Raw genomic sequence first — 22,145 nt, 5'->3', positions numbered from 1 at the left:
ATAGAAACAGTGGAATACAACAAAACCGCCCATCAATGATGGGCGGTTTTAGGCTGGTATTATGCCAGTGATTTCGTTTGAGTCACGCGGTTGTCAAGGTATCCGCTCCAGCGGGTTAGACCAAGAGCGATGATTACCACAACGGCTCCCACCCAAGGGGTATCCATTAATCCCATCTCAGGATTGGCTACGATAGCACCGCCACCCCAAGAACCTAATGCAATACCGACGTTGAAAGCAGCGATATTCATACCAGAGGCTACGTTGACTGAATTAGGAACGTGTTTCTCAGCAAGGTTTACCACATAAACTTGAAGACCAGGAACATTACCAAAGGCAAAGGCACCCCAAACCAAGATTGTTAGTACAGCCGTGATAGGGTTGAACGCAGCCACGTTGAATACCAATAGCGTAGCGGCAAGGCCAATAAAGATAATAGTTAACGCATTAACCGGGCCTTTTTTATCGGCTAGTTTGCCACCCCAGATATTACCAACTGCAACTGACGCGCCATATACAAGCATGATGATACCAATTGCGCTGTCTGCAAAACCGGTAATTTGTTGCAAGATTGGAGCTAGGAAAGTAAAGGCGGTAAACGTACCACCATAACCTAGAGCAGTAATTGCAAACACAAGTAGTAGGCGCGGTTCAGCTAATACTTTAACTTGTTCACTTAGCTTGGCAACAGGAGGCTGTTTTAGGTTACTTGGTATTAAGAAGAAGCTGCCAATCAATGCGATAACGCCAAGGATAGCTACTATCAAGAACGTGGTCTGCCAACCAAAAGTTTGCCCAACGTAAGTTCCTAGAGGTACACCTGTCACTAAAGCTACGGTAAGTCCGGTGAACATGATTGCTATGGCACTGGCTTCTTTTTCCTTGGCTACCAAGCTGGTGGCGATGGTGGCACCAATACTAAAGAAAACGCCATGGGCAAGGCCAGTCAAAATGCGCGCAATAATTAGCGTTTCATAGCTTGGTGCTTGCCATGCTAATACATTGCCTAATACAAACAGGCCCATCACAGAAAGCAGTACAGTTTTACGTTTCCAGTGGCCGGTTAGAGCAGTAAGTACCGGAGCGCCTACGGCAACGCCAAGGGCATAGAGGCTAACCAGTAGCCCAGCTGAAGGCAGTGAAACATTTAAGTCTGCTGCCATGGTTGGGATCAATCCGACAATAACAAATTCGGTTGTTCCAATTGCAAATGCGCTTAAGGTAAGCGCGAACAGTGCTAAAGGCATAATTAAGTTCTCGTGTTGTTCGTTTCGTTGGGCGCATTATTCATGAAAACCAATTTGTTAAAAACAGCGGTTATAGCAAATTACTTTTGTAATAATTGAAATAATTGAAGCGAAGAACCCTTAAGCCATGTAAAAGGCATGAATTAATACAGGTGCATTGGTGAATTCAGATAGAGAACCTGGATTAATCGAACAAACCAGAGGCCACCTGTTGGAGTTATAATCGTTGGGACTAAGAATCAGTTACATGGAGTGTATTAAAAACAACCACTTATATTGATTGGAAAGTTAGGTTGCATCACGTTCTAACAATTTCATGACATGGCAATGACCATTAACCTTAGTTTGTGTGAGGTTAATCACGGTTATATTTTGCCGTGATTAATCAACCACATTTTTGTGGAGCATTAATTCTTTAACAACCTTCTTTTGCCATTTTTTGTTTTAGGAATCATCGATTGTGATTCCGCTATTGATTGCAGAAGGTTTGTAAAAACTCACTTTAGACAATATAAGCTAGGGAACAACCATGAGTTCAGATGGTAAATTTACGATCAGTCGGCGCGATGCGTTAAAAGGGGGGACTGCGCTGGGGGCTTTGGCACTTGCAGGCAACGCTTTATCATTGCCATTCTCAACTAAAGCAGTGGCAAAAGAGACACCAGCAAAACCAGATGAAAAAATTGTGTGGTCAGCATGTACTGTAAACTGTGGCTCTCGTTGTCCATTACGTATGCATGTAGTTGATGGTGAGATAACTTGGGTTGAAACCGATAATACCGGTGATGACAAATTTAATGACTACCATCAGGTTCGCGCATGTTTACGCGGTCGCTCAATGCGTCGCCGTGTCTATTCCCCTGATCGTCTAAAGTACCCACTAAAGCGTGTTGGTAAGCGTGGTGAAGGTAAATTTAAGCGTATCACTTGGGATGAAGCCTTTGATGCGATTGGCGATAACTTACAACGCATCATCAAAGAGCACGGCAATGAAGCTGTTTACCTAAACTATGGCACTGGTACCCTTGGCGGGACAGTGACCAAAAGCTGGGCGCCTGGCAAGACTCTAATTGCACGTATGATGAATCTATGTGGTGGTTATCTGAATCACTATGGAGATTACTCCGCTGCAAACATCGAATGGATGTCGAAATACTTTTATGGTCAATGGGTTGATAACAACTCTATTGATGATATTCAAAATGCTGATCTGTGTTTGATGTTTGGTAATAACCCCGCTGAAACACGCATGTCGGGTGGTGGCCAAGTTCATAGCTATGTTGATGGTAAAAACATCAATCATACCCGTACTATCTGTATTGACCCTCGTTATACTGATACTGCGGCAGGTCGTGAAGATCAGTGGGTGCCAATTAAACATGGTACCGATGCAGCATTAGTTGCCGCGCTTGCACACGTATTGATTACTGAAGATAAGGTTGACCAACCTTTCCTCGATAAGTACTGCGTCGGTTACGACAGCAAAACCCTACCAAGCAGCGCACCTAACAACGGCAGCTACAAGGATTATATCTTAGGCTCAGGACCTGATGGTGTAGCCAAAACTCCGCAATGGGCACAGCCAATTACAGGTATTCCTGCTGATGTGATAATCAAGCTTGCGCGTGAAATTGGTGATGCTAAACGCATCTACATCAACCAAGGTTGGGGTATACAGCGTTCCGCTAACGGTGAACAGGCGTGTAAGGCAATCATGATGCTGTCGCTGTTACGTGGTCAAGTTGGTCTGCAAGGCGGTGGTACTGGCGCCCGTGAAGGGAATCACAGTTACCCATTTGTTCGTTTCCCGACACTGAGCAACCCAATTAAGGCATCTATTCCGATGTTCTTATGGACTGATGCTATTGTGCGTGGCACGGAAATGACCGATCTAACCGATGGCATTCAGGGTGTGAACAAGCTTGATACTAACATCAAGTTTATTTGGAACTATGCAGGAAACTGTATTATTAACCAGCACTCCGATATCAACCGTACTCACGAAATCCTACAAGATGAAAAAGCGTGTGAGATGATTGTGGTGATTGATAACCACATGACGGCATCAGCTAAGTATGCAGATATCGTTCTACCAGATTGCACCATGTCTGAACAATCTGATTTCTGTATGGATGGTGCTGCGGCATCAATGCCGTACTTCATCTTTGCTAGCCAAGCAATTGAGCCTCGCTTTGAATGTAAACCAATCTACGACATCATGTCTGGCGTTGCCAAGCGAATGGGCGTTTTGGATGAGTTTACCGAAGGGCGTACCCAAGAGCAGTGGTTACAGCATCTGTATGCACTGACTCAGCAGAGCAACCAAGATCCAAACCTTCCTAGCTATAAAGATATGCGTGTCCAAGGCATCTATAAGAAGCAATTTGATCGTCCGCACGTAGCATTTGAAGAGTTCCGTCGCGATCCTGTGGCGAATCCACTAGCATCACCATCAGGTAAAATCGAGATCTACTCTGAGCGTCTTGCCCATATCGCTCAGACTTGGGAACTGGATGAAGATGAGCACGTTACTGCTCTGCCAGAGTACCACTCGACCTTTAATGGTTGGGATTCAGAGGAGCGTAAGGAGTTTCCTTTACAGTTAACAGGCTTCCACTACAAGGCTCGTGCGCACTCAACCTATGCCAACGTTGATGTTTTAAAAGCCGCTGCACCACAAGAGTTGTGGATCAACCCTATGGATGCGCAAAAGCGTGGCCTTGAAAATGGCGACCTTGCGAATGTGCGTAGTAAACATGGTGAGTTGAATGTGCGCGTAAAAGTGACGCCACGCATTATGCCAGGAATGACAGGTCTCGGAGAGGGGGCATGGTATTCACCGAATAAGAAAGGTGTCGACCAAGCGGGCTCAATTAATGTATTGACCACTCAGCGTCCAAGCCCACTTGCAAAATCCAATCCAAGCCACACTAACCTTGTGGAAGTGACTCTAATTAAGAAAATGGGGGCGAAATAATGACTCCTGAAAAACAGTACGGTTTTTTCATCGATTCAAGTAAATGTACTGGCTGTAAAACCTGCCAGATGTCATGCAAAGACAACAAAGATCTAGGTATTGATCGTAATTTCCGTCGCGTATACGAATATGTAGGTGGTAACTGGTCTGAGCAAGATGGCGCTTATCGTCAGAATGTATTTGCTTACTACTTATCAATCTCTTGCAACCATTGCAGCCAACCAGCTTGTACTAAAGTTTGCCCATCAGGTGCGATGCATAAACGTAAAGAAGATGGCCTTGTGGTTGTTGATGAGTCGGTTTGCATTGGCTGTAAATCTTGTCATTTGGCGTGCCCGTATGGTGCGCCGCAATACAGCGAAGAAAAAGGTCATATGACCAAGTGTGACGGCTGTTTTGAGCGTGTTGGTGAAGGCCTTAATCCTGTATGTGTGGATAGCTGTCCACTGCGTGCGATTGAGTTTGGCCCAATAGATGAATTGCGTGAGAAGTACGGCACCAATGCTGATGTAGCACCGCTTCCTTCTTCAGCATTAACCCATCCTAACCTTATTGTGAAGCTGAATCCAAATGGTAAGCCAACTAACGATCAGAGCGGCTTTCTACAAAACCCAAGGGAGGTTAAGTAATGATCTATGAATTACCTTTAGTTGGGTTTACGGTACTGGCGCAAACAGCAGTAGGTGCGCAGATTGTACTAAGTCTTCAGCAGCTAAATAATAACCAACCCGCAACTCGTAATCTGCATATTGCTCGCTTTCTAGTGCTTGCGGTTATGGCGATTGGATTTATGTGTTCGACGACTCACCTAGGCTCACCATTACGAGCGTTCAACGCATTTAATCGTGTAGGTCCGTCGGCTCTTTCCAATGAGATCTTAACGGGTTCAAGCTTTCTAGCTATTGCAGGCTTGGCGTGGTTGAGTGCGCTATTGAACATCGGTGGCAGAGTAGTTCAAAAAGGACTTAGTCTGCTTTCGATTGTGGTGGGTGTGGTATTTATGTTCGCTATGGCGAAGGTTTATCTTATCCCAACTGTACCAGCATGGTTTACCAGCAACACCGTGATCCAGTTTTGGTTTACAGTAGCGACCCTAGGTTTATTATTTGCAGCAACTCTTGTCCAAGTATTTGGTCTTGGACAAGAGTGTGTCCTAAAAACGCTAGCCGTAATAGGGATTGCGTTCTTATCGCTCCATCTTGCAAGTGAATCATTGCAAGTGATGCTGTTTGGTAACATCGATACTGCGATCCATCATGGAATGACTCAGATAGCCGTGCTATCTGGCTATGTTACTGTGCATGTCCTATTGATGGCGCTGGCGTTGCTATTGTGGTTAGTGTCAGCGTTTGTGATTGAGGGCAAGTCTTCTCGTTCACTGCTGATGTGTATTACCTTGGTGGTACTACTGGTGGCTGAACTTGCAGGGCGTAATGTGTTTTACGGTATGCACTTTACCGCTGGTTTATACTAACGGTTGACGGGTAATAATAGAGTGGGGTTATTTCCCACTCTATTTTTTGATATTTGCCGCTTTAAGGTAATGTATATATGAATCAATTAGATAACGGCGATCTTAGCGTATTGGCTAAGCTATTCGGTGCGTTGTTTTACTATCCGCCGAAGGACTACGCAGCGGCAAACTTGAGTGAATTGCTAAGCAGTGTAGATACCTCGCTTCCTCAGCTTAATGTAATGCTTGAGAGCTTTACCACGGCTAATGAACAAGAACTTCAGCTAGAACATGACCGTCTATTCTCAGGCATTGGTGAGATGCCAGCAGCACCGTGGGGCTCAGTCTATCTGGATAAGGAGCAAGTTGTTTTTGGTACATCGACCATCAATTATCGTGATTTTTTAACTCGTTGCGGATTTGAGTTGCAGTCACAGCAAAAAGAGCCAGAAGATCAGGTGGGCTTAATGCTGATGGTACTTGGCATGTTGATCGAGTCGCAGCAAGATGAACTAGCAACTGAGTTACTAGAGGTGCATCTAATGACTTGGTTTAACAACTTTAATCAACGCTTTAAAATTGAAGCAAAGATGAAGCCATATTTGCTGTTGTCAGATCTAAGTGACGTTTTGTTGCAAACACTTTGCCAGCAGTACCAGATCGTTAGTACGAACAAGTAGGTTTAGTTACGTGTCAGATCTTGAGCAGATAGATATGGGTAAGCGAAAAATGTTTACCTTTGGTGGTAGCCCAGTTCCACAACCACAAAAGACAGTACCGAAAGCTCCTAGGCCACCTTATGCGTTAGAAGAGTCGATGTTTGCACGTTTATGTGACGGTTGTGGAGATTGTGTCAGCGCTTGTCCAAGCCAAATTATTGAATTGGTCAATGGCGTTGCAACTTTAGATATCAGCTATTCTGCCTGTGACTTGTGTGGCAAGTGTCAATCTGCTTGCCACACCCTCGCTCTCGCCAATTCTTCACCTAGAACAGGATTGATTGCCACTATTTCTAACAGCTGTGACAACCTGTATGGCTATTGCGCTAATTGTGAAGAGAGTTGTGATTTTGGTGCATTGCAATGGCACGATGATCTTAAACCGAATATCAATGCCGATAAATGTATCGGTTGCGGGCAATGTGCGCAAAGTTGTTATACCAGTATGATAAGTTTTGCTTTGCGGTAATTGAGCACTATTATGAATTTGCTGAGCTACTGAGTTGTAGCAAATCCCACTTATTGCCGCACAAATCTTCAAATACTGCCACAATGCCATATTCTTCGGTGCGTGGCTGTTCATGGAAAATCACCCCATTTTCTAACATAGAATGATAGTCTCGCCAAAAATCATTGGTCTGTAAAAATAAGAAAACCCGTCCGCCGCTTTGATTGCCAACGGCTTGTTTCTGTTGGGCATTGCTTGCTTGAGCAAGCAACAGGTTGGTGCCATTTGAGTTGGGCGGGGAGACCTGAACCCAGCGTTTACCGCCACCTAAATCTGTATCTTCAACCAGTGAAAACGACAGCTTTTGAGTATAAAATGCGATGGCGTCATCGTAGTCTTCCACAACTAGCGCTATGTTGCCTATGCTTTGTTGGATTGAATGGGGCATTTATTAACCTCAGATTGATGAATTTCGGTTACTTTAATAACAAAGTAAGCTTAACTAGGTTTTTGAATAGTGACATCTATTTACTAAAGTAAAAAGGCGATGTAGTTTGATGGAATCTCTAGGTCAAGGAAAGCGCAATGAGCAATAAATTAAGACAGCAATGTGAGTTTGTTATCCCGGGTAACAAAGACCAAACGCCAGCAGAGCACTTTGCTGAGATGGCAAAGTGGTGTGAGCAAAATCAGGTAGCCTATGATGTGTATGGCGAAGGACAAGTCGTGCAAGACCTAGAGCAAAAGGTGGCCGACCTTTTAGATTATGAAGCCGGCTTGTTTGTGATGACTGGGACTATGACTCAGACCACTGCATTACAACTTGTTGCACGACAAAAGCGAAACCCTTTAGTCGCAATGCATTCCTCAAGCCATGTCTATCTGCGTGAACGTCAAGGCTATCAATTGCAGCAGCGTTTTAATGTATTACCCCTGGGCAATGCCTACCAGCCGTGGAAGGTTGAAGATTTACAGGCGTGGCCTGATGAAATCGCAGCCGCACTGTATGAGCTTCCAATGCGAGAAATCGGTGGCCAATTACCGAGTTGGGAAGAGCTCGATAAGATTAAACAATACTGCGCTGAGCAAGATATCCATCTTCACCTTGATGGTGCGCGCTTATGGGAAACCGCGGCGTATTATCAAAAAGAGTATTCTGAGATCTGCAACGGCTTTGGTAGCGCCTATGTCTCACTGTATAAGGGCGTTGGTGGCCTTGGTGGCGCAATCTTGTTAGGCTCGAAGCAATTCATCGACCTTGCTGCGATGTGGATGAAGCGTCAAGGCGGTGATATCTATCATCGAACCCCATATGTGGTATCTGCGGCAATGCAATTTGACCAAAGATTGGCAGTAATGCCTGCGCTCTTTGAGCGAACCAAACAGGTTTACGAGTTGTTAAAGGCGTTTCCAAAGCTGGCGGCAAATCCAAGCTCACCACAAGCTAATATGCTGCACTTGATCTTGCCATTCAATCAACAAAAGGCGTTTGAGGTGCAGAAGTATCTCGCCACCGAGAAGGGCATTTGGATAGGTAATCCTCAGGTTTCGTATCACCCGAATCAATCCCATATCGAATGGTATATAGGTGATAACCTACTTAATCTCGACGATGAACAACTTAAGCAAGTGTTTAGCGTTTTTGAATCTTACGCTTAAGGAACTTTCATGCCCAATGTTGCCGTATTTGTTGATGTGCAAAATGTTTATTACACCACTCGCGATGCCTTTGGTAAGCACTTTGATTACAATGCTTTCTGGCGCACAGTGTCACAGCAGGGTGATATAACTGTTGCCAACGCGTATGCGATTGCAAGTAGCAACCCTAAACAGCGTCAGTTTCATCATATCCTGCGAGGAATTGGGTTTTACGTAAAGCTAAAGCCCTTTACTCAACGCTCTGATGGCAGCGCAAAAGGGGATTGGGATGTAGGAATCACGATAGATATCATTGAAACAGCGATGCGTGATGATATCGACAAGGTAGTGCTGGTTTCCGGAGATGGCGACTTTGATGTATTAGCTTCACGGGTTATAGAAGGCTATGGCAAACAGTTTGAGGTCTTTTCAGTGAAGTCATTAACTGCCAATTCGTTGATTGAGGCGGCATCGAGTCACTATTCAATAGAAAGTAACCTACTGCTGTAATGAATAAGGGCGACTTAAGGTCGCCCTTATTGTTTAAACTGTTTAGTTTTGTTTAGTTTAGTTTTGTTTGAGCAACGGCGCTTATGGTTGCTGCTTAGTAGGTGCTAAAGCAATTTCTCGGATACACACATTCTGCGGCTGTGAGATAGCAAACTCTACTGCGCGAGCGACATCATCGGCGGCGAGTACGCCACCCATATCTTGCTTCCAATCGTCATATCCCTTCTTTATCTCATCTGAGGTTGTATGTGATAACAGCTCAGTTTCAACCGCACCCGGTGCGATAGTTGTAACGCGCACATTGTGCTCTGCTACTTCTTCTCGCACATTTTCAGAGATGGCGTGCACCGCAAATTTGGTGCCGCAATACGCAGCGTGATTAGGAAAGGTTTTCTTGCCTGCAATTGAGCTGATGTTAACGATAGTACCACTATTGTTTTGCTTCATTGGCGCAAGAACGGCGTGCATGCCGTTTAGAAGGCCGAGCACGTTCACGTCAAACATACGCTTCCATTGTTGCGGATCTTGGGTGTCTATCTGACCTAGCAACATATTACCTGCATTGTTAATCAATACTTCAGCACGACCATACTGTGCCTGCGCGTCTTGAATTGCAGATTCAAATGAGCTGATATCAGTGACATCGACCTTAGCGCACACAGTGTTGGGTAGGTTCATTTGTTCAAGACGCTCCACGCGACGCGCCAATAAAAGCAGTGGGTGGCCTTGCTGGCTTAAACGAAGTGCAATGGCTTTACCTATGCCTGAACTTGCGCCTGTGATAACTACGAGCTTTTTCATTTGATATTCTCCGCATGTGGGTAGGGGCTTGTTTCAATGGCTGCATTCTAGACTGGCGTGCTTTGTTGATATATATCCCTTTACTCAAATAACTGTTGCTATACTGCAACAATGTAGCGAGCTAGGAGCAAGCAAATGTTAGACAAGGTGAACCTGAGTGATGTGCGCTCTTTTGTATTGGTAGCTGAACTAGAAAGCTTCACCCGCTGCGCGGATGCGTTAGGCGTGTCTCGCTCACATGTCTCTCGGCAAATCACTCGATTGGAAAGAGACCTCGGCGTAACCCTATTAGTCAGAACCACACGTAGCCTAAAGCTGACCCCTGAGGGCAGAGGCCTGTATCAGCGTTGTCATGGAGCATTGGGGAATATCAATCAAGCGTTAATGATATCAATAGAAGATACTCAGCAATTGCGCGGCCATCTGGCGATAAATTGCGTAGGTGGGGTACTCGGTGAAGATATTTTAGTGCCAATTGTGAACCAATTTATGAAGCAGCACCCGCAGGTATCCATCAATCTTGATTTTAGTAGTAATCGGGTTGATTTGATCAGTGATGAGTTCGATATCGCGTTTAGAATGGGGGAGCTAGAAGATGCTGGGTTTATTGCACGAAAGCTATTTGATGTCGAGATGCTGACTTTAGCCAGCCCAGAATATTTGCAGCAATACTCACAACCAACGCACCCTCGACAGCTTGACGCGCATCGCTGTCTGATTGGCTCGGTGAATCGCTGGAGCTTTGTTGAAAATCACACTGGCGAGCGCATTGAAACCGTGGTGAATGGCTATTTACAGTGTAAAAATGGCAGGGCGCTAATTAATGGGGCGTTACAGGGTAATGGAATTGTGCGGGTACCTAAACTGTATTGCGAGCAAGCCATAACTAAGGGGCGATTGATTAATGTATTTCAAGATTGGCATATCCCGAGTGTCAGCTTTTCTATGATTTACCACAAAGATAGATTTCGACCCGCACGCTTAACTAGCTTGATTGAGTTTATCTACCGTGAGTTTGAATCACGCTCATTATCTAAGTAATGCTCTTCGCACGGGGCTTTTCATAACCAGATAACTAAATAGCAAGGAAGCTATGATTGTTCCAAGCCAAACCAACAGATCTTTTTTCCACATATCTAACCCTAAAAACCCTGCCAAATTAGATAGATAAATGACAAATAAAAGGTGGGATACGTAGATCCCTAGCGTCAGGTTAGCGATAGGTTGAAGGTATTTATTAGCTCCCAAGTTTGGGTTAGCGAGTAACAACATGAAAAAGCCTAAAGCCCAAATGGGTGTGCCAAATAGATAGTCATGGATACGGAAATCTACGCTCCAATGGAGAAGGTAGTAAGCTTCAATAAAATGAATGGTCATGCCTAAAACTAGCATTAATAGCGCACGGTTTGAGCTAATCGATATATTTAAGCGGCGGATTTCCAGCCCCAAACTTATCATCAGTAAGCTAAAGAATGGCCCATTTCTTGTGTAAAAAGGCGATGGGATATCTGTCGCATTAAAGTAGCTGCCGGCTAAGACCCCATATATAAACAGTATCAAGCCTAATGGCAGTAGCATTGCTTGAATATTTAACCGAATGACAACCGCGATTATACCCACACCAACGACAAGTGCAGGTAGGTACCATAGGTGAACCAAGCCGCCTTCTAGTAGAGAGTTAATTGGTGTTTGGGCTAGGAAATTCCAGTATTGCGAGCGTTCAGCTACGTAGCCTTGGGTGATTACTGTCGTTAAATTAAACGGAATCGGCAGATAAATAACACTCCAAACTAGCCAAATTAAGGTTAGGGGTTTGATATAACCCAGCGCGGTGCCAATAGGGTTTTGAGTGAGTTTAGGTTGCAGTAAATATCCAGTTAATAGGAAGAAATAGGGCACGGCAAAACGGCTAGCTTGATTGATGAAGTCTCCAAGCCAAGGTGTTTCATTATATAGAGGATACGTAACCAATAGTTGGCTATGTATTGTAATAACAGCGAGTATCGCGATGATGCGACCCAGCTCTAAGCTTGGAATGCGTTGATTATTGGTGTGCATAAACACTACAGCTCGCCGAGATGGATAATGATGCGCCAATCATAACTATTATCCGCTTTCTAAAGCTAGGCAGGTTTTACAAAGAGTTGTAACCAAACAAAACAGGCCCGCCAAAGCGAGCCTGTAGGGAGCTATCGAGTTAATCAAGCAGCGGCAAGCTGAGCTGATTTTTCCTCATTGATTGGACGAGTCACAAGGGCTAACACTACACACACGCCCATCATAACCGCAGAGATAGTGTAGGCTAGGTTGTAGCCTTCGCCATGGGTCATTGAGAAACCGACAACGGCTGCGCCGATTGCGCCACCAATACCCCAAGCGGTGTAAAGTACACCATAGTTGGTGCCATAGTTTTTAAGGCCATAGAACTCAGCGGTGATCGATGGGAATACCGCTAGCAGTGTGCCGTATCCTACGGCGGCAATTGCAGTGCCCACAATCAGAGTGGCTTCTGATTTGAAGGTCGCAAATAACACCATATTCACACCTTGCAGTGCAAATGCGATGAACAACGTCTGTAGACCACCGATCTTGTCAGATAATATACCTGCGCCAATACGACCACCTGAGTTAAAGACGGCCAAGATAGAGGCTAGATAGACAGCATTCGGCAAATTGGCTTGAACACTGGCGATAGTGGTGATGTTACCGATGATCATAAGGCCAGTTGCAGAAGCAAATGCGTACATAACCCACAGCGAATAGAATTGTGGTGTTTTTAGCATCACCTTCCATGAGATATCGTTGCTTTCCTTAACCGCTACCGGTGCTTCACCTGCTTTTACCTTAGGCGCTTCAGGGACGTAATCCGCTGGTGGGTTGTTGATTGTGGTCGCTAGTGGTACGGCAATAACAAGTACCCCAATACCTAAAATAAGGAAGCTTTGATCAATACCATAGTTATTGATAAGCGCAGCGGTAAGAGGGGCAAGATATACCGCAGCAAGGCCAAACCCTGCCGCAATCAAACCATTAACCATTCCCTTTTTAGAAGGGTGAAACCATTTCATTGCCGCGGGTGATAAACACGCGTATCCAAAGCCAATACCCGCTCCGGCAACAAAGCCAAATGTGATACTTAGCATCGCCGGTGTAGTGGCAAAGCTTGATGCTATCATTCCAACGCCGGTTAAGGTTGCGCCGAGGATCAAGATATTACGAGGCCCCATACGGTCTTGTAAAATACCAGCTACTAGAAGAGCGATAGAGAAGGTGATAGTGGCAATAGCATACGGTTGAGAGGCATCCGCAGGGTTCCATCCAAGATCGGTAACCAGTGCTTTATTGAAGATGCTCCACGCATATAAAATGCCTAAACATAGATTAATGCAGAATCCCGCGACTAGGATTTGCATTGCTTTATTAAACTTTTTCATTCTGTTCTCAGCGCTTTCGGGTTGGTTCGATGGATTAATTTGTATTATTAATAAATAACAACAGGCTAGGGCGCGGATTCTACCTAAATTTTGTATGAATGGAATTAATTTCTACTATTTTTTGTAAGTAAGTTTTCATAAATGGTGTAGCGGTTGGTTTTACCCAAAAAGTGATCTAAGTAACTGTTTTGAAACGGCCACCTATCAAGTCATTCAATACTAAATTGATCGAGTTAACAAATTCAAATGTTACATTTATTTAACACCTTAGGCTCGCTTTTGTATCTTTATATGCATTATCGTTAATAATGCATTTAAAAACAGAGGTTAGCCCAGAGCCTTGATGTTAATAACATGTAAAACAATCACTTCCGTGAATGTCTGCGCAAAAAATAATCAATAAACTGCTTCACATACCGCATTTATTCGTTCAAAATACTTTTAAAACTTAGTTTTCAAATATGAAGGGATGCTTTGCTAACATTTAGTGGGGTTTTAGGAATGAAAATATTTTTGCTTTTATTGGTTTCCGTTTCTGCCGGTGCAGCTTCAGCTGAACATTTAAACTCTTTCCTTTACGGGCTGAGCACTGCATCTTTAGCGGTAGGGACATGTTTTTGGTTTGCATTTCGTTCGTCACGCTGGCCACAACTTGCGGTCTTTATGCTTCTGGTTGGGATGCTATCCAAGCTTTTGATAACCGTAATTGCAACAATGATGGGGGTTAAATCGGGTATTATCACCTCTCCATTGGTGTTCTCTCTTTCTTATCTATTCTTTGCACTGGCAGTAAGCTATGTCTATTTCTACTTTAAAGATAGGGCGACAAATCGCCGATTGGGCTTAAACAAAGCTTAATACGCATCACTACCTTGATTAAAGCATCCATATTTGGATGCTTTTTTGTTTGTTTTGGCGCCACTGATATATCCTTTGAATGATACGTTACTAGGAGTTATGTCAGTGGTCAGTCTCTATCTTTCCCAACAAGTTAAAATCGGCGAAGTGGAAGCCGCTCAGCGAGCGGGTGTTCCCATGTATGAATTGATGGAGCGAGCTGGCGCGGCTGCCTTTGAGCGCCTTGAAAGTCTCTGTTTACCGCAGCACAAGCTATTGGTATGTTGCGGCTCAGGCAATAATGGTGGTGATGGCTTTGTGGTAGCAAGGCTTGCAAAACAGCAAGGCTATGAGGTCACATTGTATCAGCCTGATTTTTGTGACAGCTCCACTGCTGATTCGATAATTGCTAAGCAGGCGTGGTTAGATATTGGAGGAGAAATCACCTCAGCGTTCCCTACTCAACCCCATGCCATTATCGTAGATGGCCTGTTAGGTACTGGACTGGTTGGTAACATACGAGCCAATATGTTGCAGGTCATAGCTAAAGTTAACGCATCAGATGCCAAAGTACTGGCGCTAGATATTCCTTCTGGGCTTAATGCTGATAACGGCACGATTATTGGCGACTGCGTGCAGGCCGATGCGACGGTGTCGTTTATCGGCCTAAAGTCAGGCTTAGTTACAGGTAAAGCAAGCTCAGTCGTTGGGGCGTTATTTACAGCAGATCTCGATATAAATCACTACTTTACGCAGGCCCAGAAACCTTATGCCCAGATATTTGATCGTGCACAGGCGATGAACATCCTGCCCCATAGGGATAATTGCTCCCACAAAGGCGATAGTGGCCGGGTGAGCTTAGTTGGCGGTGCAACGGGTTACTGCGGAGCGATAGTATTATCAGCGCAAGGGTGCGTGAGAAGTGGCGCGGGCTTGGTGAGTGTTTTGACAAGCCAAGATGCCATCAATGCGCTTTTATGCCGTCAGCCAGAGGTGATGGCGCAACTATATAGTCAACACGGCTTAGATAAGCAGCAACGCCAGCAGTTATCGCGCAGTGATGTGATAGCCATTGGTCCTGGGCTAGGCCAGCAAGAGTGGGGCAAAGAGGCATTGCGCGAGGTGCTAGAACTCAAGCAAATTGCGCGTGTATTTGATGCCGATGCCTTGAACCTTATCGCAAACATTAGCCCTGCACCCGACTTATCAAATGCAATCATTACCCCTCATCCGGGCGAAGCGGCGCGTCTACTAAATCTATCAATTGCCGAGATAGAGCAAGACAGATACCACGCGGCAGAACGCTTGTATGAAAAATACGCGGCGGTAGTCGTGCTAAAAGGGCCGGGAACCATTGTTTATGACGGCAAGCACCGAGCTGTTATCTGCGCTGGAAACTCTGGTATGGCAAGTGGTGGCATGGGGGATGTATTAACTGGTGCGATAAGCGCTTTGATAGCCCAAGGGCTATCTATAACGCACGCGGCTATGTTAGGTGCTTGGTTACACTCCACCGCGGCCGATAACGCGGCCAAAACAGCGGGCAAAATAGGTATAGTTGCCAGTGATTTACTTTATGAGCTGCGCAGCCTGCTAAATGCACATAGTGAGTGAGTTCACAAATATAAGATCAAAGGCAAAATCAATAAAAATATAAGATATTGATATATATTAGGTTGTATTTTTTGTGCACAGGAAGTGAGGGGCGTTAGCGCAAATATCTATTGCGACTAAAATATTACGACCTATAATGCTGAAAACCGGAGCGTCTGCCAACGCTCCGGTTTTTTTGTGTCCGTAGAATGGTCATCGCTTCTGCCAAAGCTAAGACCTGCATTGTAATAGGCACATCATCTATTGAAGTAAGGAAATGCAACAATGCGTATCGAACAAGAACTTAAGTTAGGCTTTAAAGATGTACTGTTTCGCCCGAAGCGTTCAACACTAAAAAGTCGTTCTCAAGTAAATTTAACCCGCGATTTTACATTCAAGCATAGCGGTCGTCAATGGTCTGGTGTCCCTGTAATTGCTGCAAATATGGATTCAGTAGCAACCTTCGAAATGGCGGCAGCTCTTGCCGAGCACGACGTAATGACAGCGGTACACAAACATTACACTGTTGAGCAGTGGGCTGAGTTTGTACAAAACGCAGATGCGAAAACACTAAATAATGTGTTTGTTTCTACCGGCACATCAGAAGCAGAGTTTGAAAAAACCAAGCAGATCATGGCACTTTCAGAAGAGCTGATCTTTATCTGTGTTGATATCGCTAACGGCTACTCAGAACACCTAGTAGAGTATGTAGAAAAGGTGCGCGCACAATTCCCAACCAAGGTTATCTCAGCAGGTAACGTGGTAACAGGTGACATGTGTGAAGAGCTTATTCTAGCCGGCGCTGATATCGTGAAAGTGGGCATTGGCCCAGGCTCTGTATGTACAACTCGCGTTAAAACCGGCGTTGGCTACCCACAACTATCAGCAATCATCGAGTGCGGCGATGCTGCGCACGGCCTAGGCGGCGTAATCATCGGCGACGGCGGCTGTTCATGTGCAGGGGATGTATCAAAAGCATTCGGCGGCGGCGCAGACTTCGTTATGCTAGGTGGCATGCTAGCAGGCCACGAAGAATCAGGCGGTGAAGCAATCGAACAAGACGGCAAAAAGTTCATGAAGTTCTACGGCATGTCTTCAGAAAGCGCAATGGACAAGCACTCAGGCGGAGTAGCTAAATACCGTGCAGCCGAAGGAAAAACCGTGTTATTACCATTCCGCGGCAGCGTTCATAACACCATCTCTGACATCCTTGGCGGTGTACGCTCAACCTGCACCTACGTAGGCGCAGCCAAGCTTAAAGAGCTGACCAAGCGTACCACCTTCATCCGCGTACAAGAGCAAGAGAACAACGTGTTCGGTAAAGAGTAAGTCGAGAACAGCTCGGAAATACCGAAATGAAAAGAGCCGCTAAAAGCGGCTCTTTTTTTCTGGGAAATGACAAATGGCGGTAAAATGGCCTGCGATATGTAGACAGGTCATATGCTTTTTAGTATTGGAAGTTATCCAAAAATCAGAATGTCCCGAGTGTCGTAAGCCTACCCAAACAGATTCTTCGCTATTTCTTCTTTCTCTTTTGCGGTACGCGCTAGGTGACTTTCAAGAAAACGAGACGCTTTTCCAAGGTCTCCCTCTTCAATAAAGCTAATCAGTTGAAGGTGCTCTTCGCATTCTTTTCTTGGAATAGGGCGCTTGCCGTTGACATTGTATTCGATCAAACGCCTTAACCGGTTAACTCGTTTTAGAGCGTCAAGTAGGCTTTGTTTCCTAATTGGATCTCAGATAGAAACGGCCAGTATGGGTGATTATTAGGCTATTTCTATCGTTTTAGGCATACCTAACCCTGTGAGCTTATTCAACGCTTTAATCATGGCGTAGGTTTCACCAACCTGAGCATTATAGTTTCTTAAACTTAATCGCCCACCAAATAGTGTCTTTACACGGAACATGGCCGTCTCTGAAAGTGACCGTTTATGGTAACCGTACTTCTTTTTCTAATATTTATTTGAGCCGTATAATTTCTGGCAAGCTACCGCCAGATTACGAGGGTGACCTCGCACCCAAAAAGCAGCACCTTCTCTCGGTGGAATAAGTGGAACAGCTTGTTTAATACGTATGGCTTCGTAGCATTGTCTTGTGTCGTAAGCTCCATCACCAGATATCTCATTGATTCTACGACGAGTTTGATTCAGTAAATTAGGAAGAACTTCACCGTCAGTGACATTCGATAAACTTAACTCAGCCGCAATGATTTCATGAGTGCCAGTGTCTACTGCTAAATGGAGCTTACGCCAAACCCTACGCTTCCCGTCAGTACCATGTTTTTTTACTTTCCACTCACCTTCACCGTAGACCTTCAGCCCTGTTGCATCAATAGCTAAATGCTGTATAGCGCCTTGGGTCTTTGTCTTGAATGACACATTAACCGTTTTGGCTCGTTTACTGATGCATGAATAATGAGGACATGACAACGGGAGTTGAGCGAGTTTGAAAACAGAATCGATGAATCCTTGTAACGCTCTCAACGGCATCGCAAATACTCGTTTAACCATGAGGGCGGTCGTAATGGCTAAGTCACTAAACAATCGAGGTCGACCTCGTTTACCTTGCTTGAGTTGCTTCCACTGTTGAATCGCTTCTTCATCAATCCAGAATGTCAGTGAACCACGATTGATTAGGGCTTGGTTATATTGTTTCCAGTTAGTTGTTCTGTAGCGAGGCTTTGGCATTGATCTAAGTATGTGAGTGAACTTAGATGATCTGATCGTAGCTTTAAGCATTAGTTCCCTGATTTAGGAAACAAAGCCCCTTTGTTGTATAGATACTGAGGAGTCATAGTTGTTAGCGAGTTATTGGTCGAATATAGGTTTTATTTCTAGGTTACTTTATGAACATTCCTAGAAGAATTGTCAGAGGTTTGTCAATGCAAGAGGTGGTTGGCGTCAATTAGCAAGCCTTCTTGTTGGGTGTTTTGCTATATTTGCTAAATTAGCTAACAAATATGAATTAGTATGAATGATAAAATTTTCTTCAGGATAAAAGAGGCGTTAGAGCAAGCTCCTCGCAACCAGCGAATGGCTGAACTGCAAATTCAATGCTTGAAGTATGCAGATGATTTACCTTCGATTACTGCTAGAGAGTTCTGCGAAACATTGAATCTAAAGCCGAGCTATGGCACTGAATTTAGTAAAATGCGAAACCTTACCTCTCGCCTCAAATCTGCTGGTTTAGACGTCACAAAGCTTTAGAGAACAATATGTTAATTGATAACACTACAAATAAAGTTACAGATGTACTCACTGAGAGCCTAAAGGAAGATGATAAGCTATCTATCATGACGGGTTTGTTTTCTATCTATGCATTCGATGCTCTAAAAGAAGAACTATTGGGCTTAAATTCAGTAAGAGTACTCTTCTCGCAGTTTAAAGGTTTTGGCAATCTCGATGAGGTCAATAGTCCTTTCGGTTCACTGCTTGGGGGGGGACATGAGACTCGCTTTAGAAATCAGCTAAATCAAAAGGCAATAGCGAGAGAATTTGCTGGCTGGATAGAATCAAAAGCAAACGTTCGATTGGTCTCTCAAGCTGGCACAGTAGGGCGTCACATTATCGCTAGTGAAGGTAAAGAAGTAACGGCGATAGATGGTGCACAGTTTAATGGTGCTGGCCTAGGGCTTTCGGAGTCTGCATCTTTTGACATGATTACTAACGTTCCTTCGCCACAATCGAAAGACTTACTTTCATATTTTAATATGGTATGGAACGCTAAAGGTCAGGTTAAAGATGCTAAAAAGGAATTGCTTAGTCAGTTAGAGCAGCTAACAAAAGACCAGCCAGCAAATTTTATCTATTTTGTAACCTTATACAATTTATTCAAAGACTTTATTGGTGAGCTTCAAGAAGAAAATATCATCAATACTCGAACAGGTTTTAAAGACACCATTGTTTGGAATAAATTATATAAATTTCAGAGGGATGGGGTGCTTGGTGCCATTGATAAACTTTCCAAATACAATGGCTGTATCATCGCTGATAGTGTCGGTTTGGGTAAAACCTTTGAAGCATTAGCCGTGATTAAGTACTTCGAACTGCGTAACGACAAAGTGCTCGTTCTATGTCCGAAAAAACTTCGCGATAACTGGCTCGTTTACACTCAAAACGACAAACGTAACCTGCTCGCCAATGACCGCTTCAATTATGACGTACTCAATCACACAGACATGAGTCGTTTTAAAGGTTACTCAGGAGCTATCAATCTCGAAACTATTAACTGGGGTAATTACGATCTCGTTGTCATCGATGAAAGTCATAACTTCCGTAATAACAATCCTAAAAAAGATGGCAAAAACCGCTACCAAAGATTGCTTGATGACATAATAAAAGCGGGCGTTAAGACAAAAGTGTTAATGCTCTCTGCGACACCTGTTAACAACCGTTTGAATGATATGAAGAATCAGGTCGCGTTTATTACGGAGGCTAACGATTCGGCGTTACACGAGCATGGCATCAACAGTATTGAAGGTACATTAAGAACCGCTCAGCAGCACTTTAACGCTTGGTCTAAACGACCAACGGATGAGCGAACCTCTCAAGAGCTTTTGGATACCATAAATTTCGATTACTTTAAGCTACTCGATATTTACACAATTGCGCGCTCCCGAAAACATATAGAGAAATACTATGGTACCGAGGATGTGGGTAAATTCCCTACGCGCTTGCTACCTAAAAACATCAAGTCAGAGATTGACCTACAGAACACTTTTCCACCATTAAAAGATGTAAACGACACTATTCGTCGCTTAACTCTGGCATGCTATTCGCCAATGAAGTATGTGAGAGTGGACAAACGAGAAGAATATGCGAGACGTTATGACCAAAAGGTAAAAGGTGGTTCAACGTTCAAGCAGGTAGACCGTGAAGCAAGTCTCGTGCATTTAATGCGTATAAACCTACTCAAGCGCATGGAAAGCTCCATTTTCTCGTTCAAGCTAACATCAGAGAAGCTACTAGGGCAGGTAGAAGCGATTCTAAGGCAGATTGAGCACTTTAATCAGCACATAGCCCCAAATATCACTTCGTCTATGACCGAAGAGTTTGTGGCGCCACCAATTGAGGATATCAACGACTTTGAGTTAGAGAGCCCAGAACTCGCTCCGTTTATGGTGGGAAAGAAAACTAAAGTTCGAATCCAAGACATGGACTTAATTCGCTATGCTCAAGACCTTGATGCGGATTGTGCTTTTTTGCGGGAAATTGTTCGTGAATCTTGTGAGGTCGACCTGCCAAGAGATGCAAAGCTAAAGGCGCTAAAACAAGCAATTAAAGAAAAAATTGCTCAGCCTATAAATGGTGAAAATAAAAAGGTCATCATATTCTCCGCGTTTGCAGACACAGCTGAGTATTTGTATAGAGATCTTTCAAGCTGGGCATTACGTGAGTTTGATATCAATACGGCTTTGATTACAGGTCAAAGAACAGAGACTACGCTACTTGACCCAACTGGAAAGAAAGTAAAGGCTGACTTAAATAGCATGCTCACGCATTTTTCACCTATTTCTAAAGAGCGAGAGAAAGTGTTTCCTGAGTTCTCAAAGGAAATTGAGATCTTAATTGCGACAGACTGTATTTCCGAAGGCCAGAACTTGCAGGATTGTGATTACCTCGTTAACTACGATATTCACTGGAACCCTGTTCGAATAATACAACGTTTTGGTCGAATAGATCGTTTAGGCTCGGTAAATGAACGTATTCAACTTGTAAACTTTTGGCCAAATATGGAGTTAGATGAATACATCAACCTTGAAGCTCGAGTGAGTGGAAGAATGGTACTACTCGACATTTCAGCTACGGGTGAAGAGAACGTGATTGAGCAAAATTCAGCAGAAATGAATGACCTTGACTATCGCCGCAAACAATTGGAACAGCTTCAAGGCCAAGTCGTTGATTTGGAAGAAATATCAGGTGGCGTTTCTATCACTGATTTAACTCTCAATGACTTCAGAATGGATTTATCTGAGTTCTTAAAGGAGCATTTGGAAGTACTAGAAAATGCGCCGACGGGTTTGTTTGCACCAGTGCGTATTGATAGCAACGATGTAGAGATGGCAGCGGTGTCTGATGAGTTAGAGCCTGGTGTTATCTTTTGCCTGAAAGACAAGGCGGGTTCAGTACAAGTTGATGATAGTTATGCCCTTGCGCCTTATTACTTAGTCTATGTTTCGGAAGATGAAGACGTGGTGTACTCGTTTACGCAAGCAAAGCATATTCTCGATATCATAAAGAAACTGTCCAGTGGCCGTTCAGAGCCCGATCCTGCGGCTTATGCTCAGGTTATAAGAGATAGCCGAAATTATGAAAATATGGATGAATACCTTCACCTATTGAGTATCGCAGTGGAAGACATTGCAGGTAAGAGTGAAGAAAAAGGCGCAGCAAGTTTGTTTAATCCTGGCGGAACAACGTTAACGGGTAATTCAACTCAACAGATTAATGATTTTGAAGTCATTAGTTATTTGATTGTCGTGTAACTAG

Annotated in this window: 19 protein-coding genes and 1 pseudogene; 13 read left to right on the top strand and 7 right to left on the bottom strand. The window is 44.1% G+C overall.

The genetic code is table 11. The features are described from left to right. Positions 1-59 precede the first annotated feature (59 nt). On the bottom strand, positions 60-1,247 hold the full coding sequence (locus OCU28_RS14700; RefSeq protein WP_261817640.1) for an MFS transporter: 1,188 nt from the start codon (positions 1,245-1,247) through the stop codon (positions 60-62). Positions 1,248-1,776: 529 nt separating this feature from the next. Between OCU28_RS14700 and OCU28_RS14695 the strand changes: the two genes are divergently transcribed. The 5 genes from OCU28_RS14695 (at position 1,777) to OCU28_RS14675 (ending at position 6,865) form a co-directional block, all read left to right on the top strand. Next, entirely contained in the window at positions 1,777-4,224 is a 2,448-nt protein-coding gene (locus OCU28_RS14695; RefSeq protein ID WP_261817639.1) for a DmsA/YnfE/YnfF family dimethyl sulfoxide reductase, read from the top strand. Beyond that, complete coding sequence (locus OCU28_RS14690; RefSeq protein WP_261817638.1) at positions 4,224-4,853, top strand: DMSO/selenate family reductase complex B subunit; 630 nt, start codon at positions 4,224-4,226, stop codon at positions 4,851-4,853. The genes OCU28_RS14695 and OCU28_RS14690 overlap by 1 nt, the downstream gene beginning before the upstream one ends. Continuing rightward, the gene (locus OCU28_RS14685; protein ID WP_261817637.1) at positions 4,853-5,698 is read left to right on the top strand and encodes a dimethyl sulfoxide reductase anchor subunit family protein; all 846 of its coding nucleotides are present in this window, start codon (positions 4,853-4,855) and stop codon (positions 5,696-5,698) included. The genes OCU28_RS14690 and OCU28_RS14685 overlap by 1 nt, the downstream gene beginning before the upstream one ends. A 77-nt stretch (positions 5,699-5,775) precedes the next feature. Beyond that, positions 5,776-6,357 (top strand): TorD/DmsD family molecular chaperone, encoded by a 582-nt coding sequence (locus OCU28_RS14680; protein ID WP_261817636.1) that lies wholly within the window; start codon positions 5,776-5,778, stop codon positions 6,355-6,357. 34 nt (positions 6,358-6,391) lie between these two features. After that, positions 6,392-6,865 carry a 4Fe-4S binding protein gene (locus tag OCU28_RS14675; protein WP_390623837.1) on the top strand — a complete coding sequence of 158 codons (474 nt, stop codon included), beginning with the start codon at positions 6,392-6,394 and terminating at the stop codon, positions 6,863-6,865. Between the two features lie 10 nt (positions 6,866-6,875). Here the strand turns inward: OCU28_RS14675 and OCU28_RS14670 are convergent, their stop codons facing one another. Beyond that, the gene (locus OCU28_RS14670) at positions 6,876-7,292 is read right to left on the bottom strand and encodes a VOC family protein (RefSeq protein WP_261817634.1); all 417 of its coding nucleotides are present in this window, start codon (positions 7,290-7,292) and stop codon (positions 6,876-6,878) included. A 137-nt stretch (positions 7,293-7,429) separates the two neighbouring features. Between OCU28_RS14670 and OCU28_RS14665 the strand changes: the two genes are divergently transcribed. Beyond that, entirely contained in the window at positions 7,430-8,503 is a 1,074-nt protein-coding gene (locus tag OCU28_RS14665; RefSeq protein ID WP_261817633.1) for a threonine aldolase family protein, read from the top strand. A gap of 9 nt (positions 8,504-8,512) precedes the next feature. Then, positions 8,513-8,992 carry an NYN domain-containing protein gene (locus OCU28_RS14660; protein ID WP_261817632.1) on the top strand — a complete coding sequence of 160 codons (480 nt, stop codon included), beginning with the start codon at positions 8,513-8,515 and terminating at the stop codon, positions 8,990-8,992. Positions 8,993-9,073: 81 nt separating this feature from the next. Here the strand turns inward: OCU28_RS14660 and OCU28_RS14655 are convergent, their stop codons facing one another. Next, the gene (locus tag OCU28_RS14655) at positions 9,074-9,793 is read right to left on the bottom strand and encodes an SDR family oxidoreductase (protein WP_261817631.1); all 720 of its coding nucleotides are present in this window, start codon (positions 9,791-9,793) and stop codon (positions 9,074-9,076) included. Positions 9,794-9,928: 135 nt separating this feature from the next. On the opposite strand from OCU28_RS14655, the gene OCU28_RS14650 reads away from it, so the two are divergent. Then, positions 9,929-10,834: a LysR family transcriptional regulator gene (locus OCU28_RS14650; RefSeq protein WP_261817630.1), complete on the top strand. Its 906-nt coding sequence runs from the start codon at positions 9,929-9,931 to the stop codon at positions 10,832-10,834. On the opposite strand, the gene OCU28_RS14645 is transcribed toward OCU28_RS14650, so the two are convergent. Both OCU28_RS14645 and OCU28_RS14640 read right to left on the bottom strand, forming a co-directional pair. Beyond that, the gene (locus OCU28_RS14645) at positions 10,823-11,851 is read right to left on the bottom strand and encodes an acyltransferase (protein WP_261817629.1); all 1,029 of its coding nucleotides are present in this window, start codon (positions 11,849-11,851) and stop codon (positions 10,823-10,825) included. The two genes, OCU28_RS14650 and OCU28_RS14645, sit on opposite strands and share 12 nt — an antisense overlap. Before the next feature lie 143 nt (positions 11,852-11,994). Further along, positions 11,995-13,227, bottom strand: a complete 1,233-nt coding sequence (locus tag OCU28_RS14640) for an L-lactate MFS transporter (protein ID WP_261817628.1) — start codon at positions 13,225-13,227, stop codon at positions 11,995-11,997. 501 nt (positions 13,228-13,728) lie between these two features. Here OCU28_RS14640 and OCU28_RS14635 point away from each other — a divergent pair. The 3 genes from OCU28_RS14635 (at position 13,729) to OCU28_RS14625 (ending at position 16,986) form a co-directional block, all read left to right on the top strand. After that, positions 13,729-14,085 carry an NADH:ubiquinone oxidoreductase gene (locus OCU28_RS14635; protein ID WP_261817627.1) on the top strand — a complete coding sequence of 119 codons (357 nt, stop codon included), beginning with the start codon at positions 13,729-13,731 and terminating at the stop codon, positions 14,083-14,085. A gap of 105 nt (positions 14,086-14,190) precedes the next feature. Then, complete coding sequence (locus tag OCU28_RS14630) at positions 14,191-15,678, top strand: NAD(P)H-hydrate dehydratase (protein ID WP_261817626.1); 1,488 nt, start codon at positions 14,191-14,193, stop codon at positions 15,676-15,678. A gap of 264 nt (positions 15,679-15,942) precedes the next feature. Continuing rightward, complete coding sequence (locus OCU28_RS14625; RefSeq protein ID WP_261817625.1) at positions 15,943-16,986, top strand: GMP reductase; 1,044 nt, start codon at positions 15,943-15,945, stop codon at positions 16,984-16,986. Positions 16,987-17,153: 167 nt separating this feature from the next. Here OCU28_RS14625 and OCU28_RS14620 read toward each other — a convergent pair whose 3' ends face one another. Beyond that, positions 17,154-17,333: a hypothetical protein gene (locus OCU28_RS14620; protein ID WP_261817624.1), complete on the bottom strand. Its 180-nt coding sequence runs from the start codon at positions 17,331-17,333 to the stop codon at positions 17,154-17,156. Between the two features lie 90 nt (positions 17,334-17,423). Next, positions 17,424-18,344: pseudogene (locus tag OCU28_RS14615) on the bottom strand (IS5 family transposase). Between the two features lie 282 nt (positions 18,345-18,626). On the opposite strand from OCU28_RS14615, the gene OCU28_RS14610 reads away from it, so the two are divergent. Together OCU28_RS14610 and OCU28_RS14605 are read left to right on the top strand one after the other, a co-directional pair. Then, the gene (locus tag OCU28_RS14610; protein WP_261817623.1) at positions 18,627-18,863 is read left to right on the top strand and encodes an HTH-like domain-containing protein; all 237 of its coding nucleotides are present in this window, start codon (positions 18,627-18,629) and stop codon (positions 18,861-18,863) included. A gap of 8 nt (positions 18,864-18,871) precedes the next feature. Beyond that, positions 18,872-22,141 (top strand): helicase-related protein, encoded by a 3,270-nt coding sequence (locus OCU28_RS14605; protein ID WP_261817622.1) that lies wholly within the window; start codon positions 18,872-18,874, stop codon positions 22,139-22,141. Positions 22,142-22,145: the final 4 nt, after the last annotated feature.

Origin of the sequence: Vibrio gallicus (assembly GCF_024346875.1) — a bacterium.
In the GTDB taxonomy this organism is placed as follows: domain Bacteria; phylum Pseudomonadota; class Gammaproteobacteria; order Enterobacterales; family Vibrionaceae; genus Vibrio; species Vibrio gallicus.
This window is presented reverse-complemented; position numbering and strand designations above follow the sequence as displayed.

Coding starts and splice junctions, on each gene's coding strand:
- OCU28_RS14700 (WP_261817640.1), bottom strand. CDS start 1,247: ATGCCTTTAGCACTGTTCGCGCTTACCTTAAGCGCATTTGCAATTGGA.
- OCU28_RS14695 (WP_261817639.1), top strand. CDS start 1,777: ATGAGTTCAGATGGTAAATTTACGATCAGTCGGCGCGATGCGTTAAAA.
- OCU28_RS14690 (WP_261817638.1), top strand. CDS start 4,224: ATGACTCCTGAAAAACAGTACGGTTTTTTCATCGATTCAAGTAAATGT.
- OCU28_RS14685 (WP_261817637.1), top strand. CDS start 4,853: ATGATCTATGAATTACCTTTAGTTGGGTTTACGGTACTGGCGCAAACA.
- OCU28_RS14680 (WP_261817636.1), top strand. CDS start 5,776: ATGAATCAATTAGATAACGGCGATCTTAGCGTATTGGCTAAGCTATTC.
- OCU28_RS14675 (WP_390623837.1), top strand. CDS start 6,392: ATGGGTAAGCGAAAAATGTTTACCTTTGGTGGTAGCCCAGTTCCACAA.
- OCU28_RS14670 (WP_261817634.1), bottom strand. CDS start 7,292: ATGCCCCATTCAATCCAACAAAGCATAGGCAACATAGCGCTAGTTGTG.
- OCU28_RS14665 (WP_261817633.1), top strand. CDS start 7,430: ATGAGCAATAAATTAAGACAGCAATGTGAGTTTGTTATCCCGGGTAAC.
- OCU28_RS14660 (WP_261817632.1), top strand. CDS start 8,513: ATGCCCAATGTTGCCGTATTTGTTGATGTGCAAAATGTTTATTACACC.
- OCU28_RS14655 (WP_261817631.1), bottom strand. CDS start 9,793: ATGAAAAAGCTCGTAGTTATCACAGGCGCAAGTTCAGGCATAGGTAAA.
- OCU28_RS14650 (WP_261817630.1), top strand. CDS start 9,929: ATGTTAGACAAGGTGAACCTGAGTGATGTGCGCTCTTTTGTATTGGTA.
- OCU28_RS14645 (WP_261817629.1), bottom strand. CDS start 11,851: ATGCACACCAATAATCAACGCATTCCAAGCTTAGAGCTGGGTCGCATC.
- OCU28_RS14640 (WP_261817628.1), bottom strand. CDS start 13,227: ATGAAAAAGTTTAATAAAGCAATGCAAATCCTAGTCGCGGGATTCTGC.
- OCU28_RS14635 (WP_261817627.1), top strand. CDS start 13,729: ATGAAAATATTTTTGCTTTTATTGGTTTCCGTTTCTGCCGGTGCAGCT.
- OCU28_RS14625 (WP_261817625.1), top strand. CDS start 15,943: ATGCGTATCGAACAAGAACTTAAGTTAGGCTTTAAAGATGTACTGTTT.
- OCU28_RS14610 (WP_261817623.1), top strand. CDS start 18,627: ATGAATGATAAAATTTTCTTCAGGATAAAAGAGGCGTTAGAGCAAGCT.
- OCU28_RS14605 (WP_261817622.1), top strand. CDS start 18,872: ATGTTAATTGATAACACTACAAATAAAGTTACAGATGTACTCACTGAG.